3 protein-coding genes are annotated in these 4,254 nt (G+C 47.9%); 1 reads left to right on the top strand and 2 read right to left on the bottom strand.

Annotated elements, in window-relative coordinates; all coding sequences use genetic code 11:
- Positions 1-216: 216 nt before the first annotated feature.
- Both BZG82_RS15785 and BZG82_RS15780 read right to left on the bottom strand, forming a co-directional pair.
- The gene (locus BZG82_RS15785) at positions 217-2,340 is read right to left on the bottom strand and encodes a hybrid sensor histidine kinase/response regulator (RefSeq protein WP_077766295.1); all 2,124 of its coding nucleotides are present in this window, start codon (positions 2,338-2,340) and stop codon (positions 217-219) included.
- Positions 2,341-2,342: 2 nt separating this feature from the next.
- Positions 2,343-3,533 (bottom strand): FIST signal transduction protein, encoded by a 1,191-nt coding sequence (locus BZG82_RS15780; protein ID WP_077766294.1) that lies wholly within the window; start codon positions 3,531-3,533, stop codon positions 2,343-2,345.
- Positions 3,534-3,679: 146 nt separating this feature from the next.
- Here BZG82_RS15780 and BZG82_RS15775 point away from each other — a divergent pair, with 146 nt between their 5' ends.
- Complete coding sequence (locus tag BZG82_RS15775) at positions 3,680-4,228, top strand: hypothetical protein (protein WP_077766293.1); 549 nt, start codon at positions 3,680-3,682, stop codon at positions 4,226-4,228.
- Positions 4,229-4,254: the final 26 nt, after the last annotated feature.

Here is a 4,254-nt window from a genome sequence, read left to right as displayed (position 1 = left end):
CAGTTCGCATTATATAGATTATGTTAAATATCATGTTTGGTTGATTGTGGCATCTATCGCATTAACAATGCTCTTCTCCACTTTATCCATGTCATTAAACGTAATTAGCTATTTACCATAAAATAGCTAATTACTACTTCTTTTAATCTGATTATCCCAGCTTGGTATAAACCGATTCAACTCATTGTAATTAGGCCTCGCAATCGTTAGCACGAGTTACTCGGTATGTACTCTGGGCTGGTAGTCACTGAGTACCGCATGGAGGCTTTCTGCTCTGACCGGTTTGGTGACGAAGTCGTTCATGCCGGCTTGAATGCAGCGGCGGCGATCTTCATCCATCGCGTTGGCTGTTAAAGCAATGATTGGCTTGTTAAAACCAGCCATCCGTAAGGCTTTGGTAGCGGCGATACCGTCCATCACTGGCATCGACATATCCATGAGCACTAAATCAAAATCATCGAGGCGTTGCTGAATATGGTGAACAGCTTCTTCACCGTTGGATGCCAGAATGACTCGATGGCCTTGCTTTTCCAGCATGAGTCTCACCACCATTTGGTTGGCGCGACTGTCTTCGGCCACTAAAATCGTCATCGGCGGTACGACATCGTGATGATACGCGTTCCTTTCTAGTTGTTCCGGCGGTAATGCGCCATCGGGAGGCGCAATAATGGGCAAACGGACACAGAAATCTGTTCCTTGGTTTAGCTCGCTTTGCACGCTGATGGTCCCGCCCATCATTTCAACCAGTTTCTTACAGATAGACAGCCCTAATCCCGTCCCGCCAAAACGGCGTGTGATACTGCCGTCTGCTTGAGTAAAGGGATCAAAGATCCGTGCGAGCTGGTTTTTTTCGATGCCAATGCCGGTATCTTTCACCCATAGCACCAGCGTGTGCTGTTCTGCATCAAGAGACACGGTGACACCACCACGATCGGTAAATTTGAGTGCGTTACCGATGAGGTTCAGTAAGATCTGTGTAAAGCGATTTTCATCCATAAAAATCGTCTCGGGAACCACAGATGAAACCGACACTGATAAGTAGATATGTTTTTTATCGGCGCGATCAACCAATTGCTGATAGACGTTTGTGACGCTGTCACTAGGGCGCATAACGGAGGGAGACAGTGAAAAGCGATTGGATTCAATTTTCGATAAATCAAGCACATCACTAATCAGCGTTAAAAGTAACTGAGCCGACTTATCCATCTGCCCTACCCATGCCATTTGATCGGCATTAAGCGAAGAATGTTGCAGGGCGTCAATAAGGCCCAGCACCGCATTTAATGGGGTTCGTATTTCATGACTCATCACCGCCAAAAATTGCGACTTCGCATTATTGGCTAGCTCTGCTTGTTGGCGTGCTTGTTGCAGTTCTTCGACACGACGCTTGGTGGTGGTAATATCCTTGGCCGTGCCGCGATACCCCACTAACTCTCCCCGTTTATTGTAGAAGGGGCGGCCCGACAAACTTACCCAGTAATCATTTGTACCAGCGCGCATATGCCATTCAATATCACTGAATGCTTTCTCGTGGCGGATGAGTCGCTCTAAGCGTGCTTTAAGCGCCGTGTCTGATTTGATTTTATTAAGTAGCGCTTCCGGATCGATATCCGCATCGGTTGAAGGTGAAGAAAGGTAAGTTAGGTGAAAGCTATTATCCAATTCCCAAAACCAATCACTGGCTGTTTGGGCAAAATCTTGAAACCGTTGACGACTTGCATTGAGCTCTTGGGTGCGGATCCCAACCAGCGTATGCAGGCGGTGACGATAATCGATATCCATAATCGTCCGTTGGATTAATGGACGAAATCTGTCTAACACTTGCTGGGCTTCGTCGTTGAATGAATCGCGGCGATGCGACAGCAAGACCAACATAACTTCACTATCGTTAACAGTCAGGCCACTGATCAGTGCTGTTCCATTGATATATCCTGCATACTGGTGAGTTAAACAGTGCAGCTCTTTGACCAATCCTGGTTTATAAATCGCGACTGTCTCACCGCGGACGCAACGACGAAATACCTCCCCCGTTTGCCAAGTCACGGTTTCCAGAGAACTGTCTGTCGCTACGAGGCAGCGGAAGGCGTCTTCCGTTTCTCGATTGCGGCTCAAAGCTAAGGCGCTATCAAAACTGACATAGCGACGGATCACACCCAATAATGAAGCAAAGATATCCGTTTTCGTCGTCGCTTCTGTCATTGCCGAAATCGCAGATAAGATGGCATCGTTTTCTTCACGCAGACGCTTTTCTCTCGCCTCAACGCGACTGAGTTCAAACAATGTTTCTTGGAGCGATTCTGAGTCTGAGCGAGCAGACGCAGTGAGTCGTTGCGACGCCATGATTAATCCTTGTGAAATAGCACAGCTGAGATCATTAAATTACCGTGAGACAACTCGCCACCTTTGAACAAGCCCTGCTCGCCGAAGGTAAACGGACAAACGAAAGGCGCATCGTATAACGCAATATTAATATTGTGAGCCACCTGCTCTAGCTTGTCTTTGACATGTAGCATGCATCCTGCACAGTAAATCGCTAATCCCCCTAGGGGTTCAGGCTGCCGCAACGCATGATCATTGGCTGATTCCACTACTCGGCTAGCGCGCGCGACTAATCCTTCGCTGGTACCAGACATCAGATACACCGGTTGACCAACCTCAAGCTGAGAGAATAGCTCTAAATGGCCTTGTTCATTAAATGCCATTGGATGCGCCAATGTGTAATAAGGTAGACCATGAATCGTCCCTGTTTGCGTCCCCAAAGGATACAATGTGGATTGTGTGAACACCGGTTGTTGTGCATCGAAAGCGGTGCCGGTTTCAGCCTCGTACCATGCTTTGTAGACCTCTGCCGCAGGCTGGTGATCAAGACTTACTAGTTGACGCCCTCTTACATCAGTCACTGTTGCACTGCGCTGAGTAGCTGCGTAGCCGGAATGAAACGAGTAGCTGACTCTTGCTGACGGATAAAACACACTAACCGCTACCCCTGTATTTGCAGTGCGTTGGCTATCGAAGACACGCCATTGCCCTTGCACACTATCCGCGGCAGCTGAGCCACCGATCACCGGCACCGCAACCCCAAGCTCTTCTCGAATCGCGGCCAATGTATGTTCTTCTTCACCAGGGGTGCTATGGAGTGCAATGAGTTTGGGTAACTCGCCACATCGGCCACTGTTTTCGATCGCTTGGTTCAAAGCAATACGCGCGGAGTCGGCGACTTGACGATGGGGTTCGTGCGGCACCAAAGCGGAACCATAGCATCCTTTCTCATCATTACACGCCCAGACAGCAATGGACGGCCCTTCTATATAGCCACTTTGTGTCATTACACCACAGCAAGTTGAGCAGCCGATCACTTGGGCGTCAGGAAACAGTTCAGTGAGTGTCTCTCGCAGCTGGTTGGCGTCATACTGCTCGGTAAAGTACACCATTAAGAGCTGTGGTGTGGTTAATCGTGCTTTTAGCGAACGAGCCAGGGCGTGTGCTGCTTGGCTCGCATCGCTTAGTCGCGTATGTGCTGTCGCTATTTTCATACAATCCGTATGTTTTAATGACACATTAATGAGTAAGGATAGTCATGATACGCACATTAGGCGCTGAATTCATCGCTTTAGGTGGCTGAAATTGCACCTTATCTCGCGTATCCTAAATCCAACCTTATTATGGATAGACGAAAAACATGGACTGTCGACCTATTGCGTTACTAGGTGGAGCCTGCAAACTCGGTGCTGTTTTGTCTCATCAACTCGCCGGCAAAGGCTTCATTCCCATCTTGATCGATCATCGAATAACCAACGGCTTAAACATCGTCGCAGACGAGCCTCGTGCTCGCTTTCGTGAAGCGCAGCCTTCGGCGAGTGAAACCCTTAGAGTATTGGAAGAATGCTGTCGGCAAATGGGGCCTCTTCATGGTGCTGTTGTGCTCCTTGAGCATGGTGAGGCCTATTTATCTGCGGTTGGATGGCGTGCCTTGATGGCGCTCTGTATTCAAGAACCTGTATTTGTCACGATCCAATCACTCAATCCAAACGGCCCAGCACACAAACCCGATACAGAAATTGTGAAACGCTTTAACAGAGTTATTTTCAAGTCGGATCACACAATTAACACTGATGATGAGTCGTTGCTAGAAGGTAAAAAGTGCGAAGTTTTGTCATCCTTGACAGGGTTCTTAATGAGCGAAGATTCAAAACTCATTGATAATCAAATATTTAAGATATCCATTTAGAGAGTAGCTAGAGAAATCTTAAGATA

The sequence above is a fragment of the Salinivibrio sp. PR5 genome, assembly GCF_001996085.1.
Taxonomy (GTDB): domain Bacteria; phylum Pseudomonadota; class Gammaproteobacteria; order Enterobacterales; family Vibrionaceae; genus Salinivibrio; species Salinivibrio proteolyticus.
This window is presented reverse-complemented; position numbering and strand designations above follow the sequence as displayed.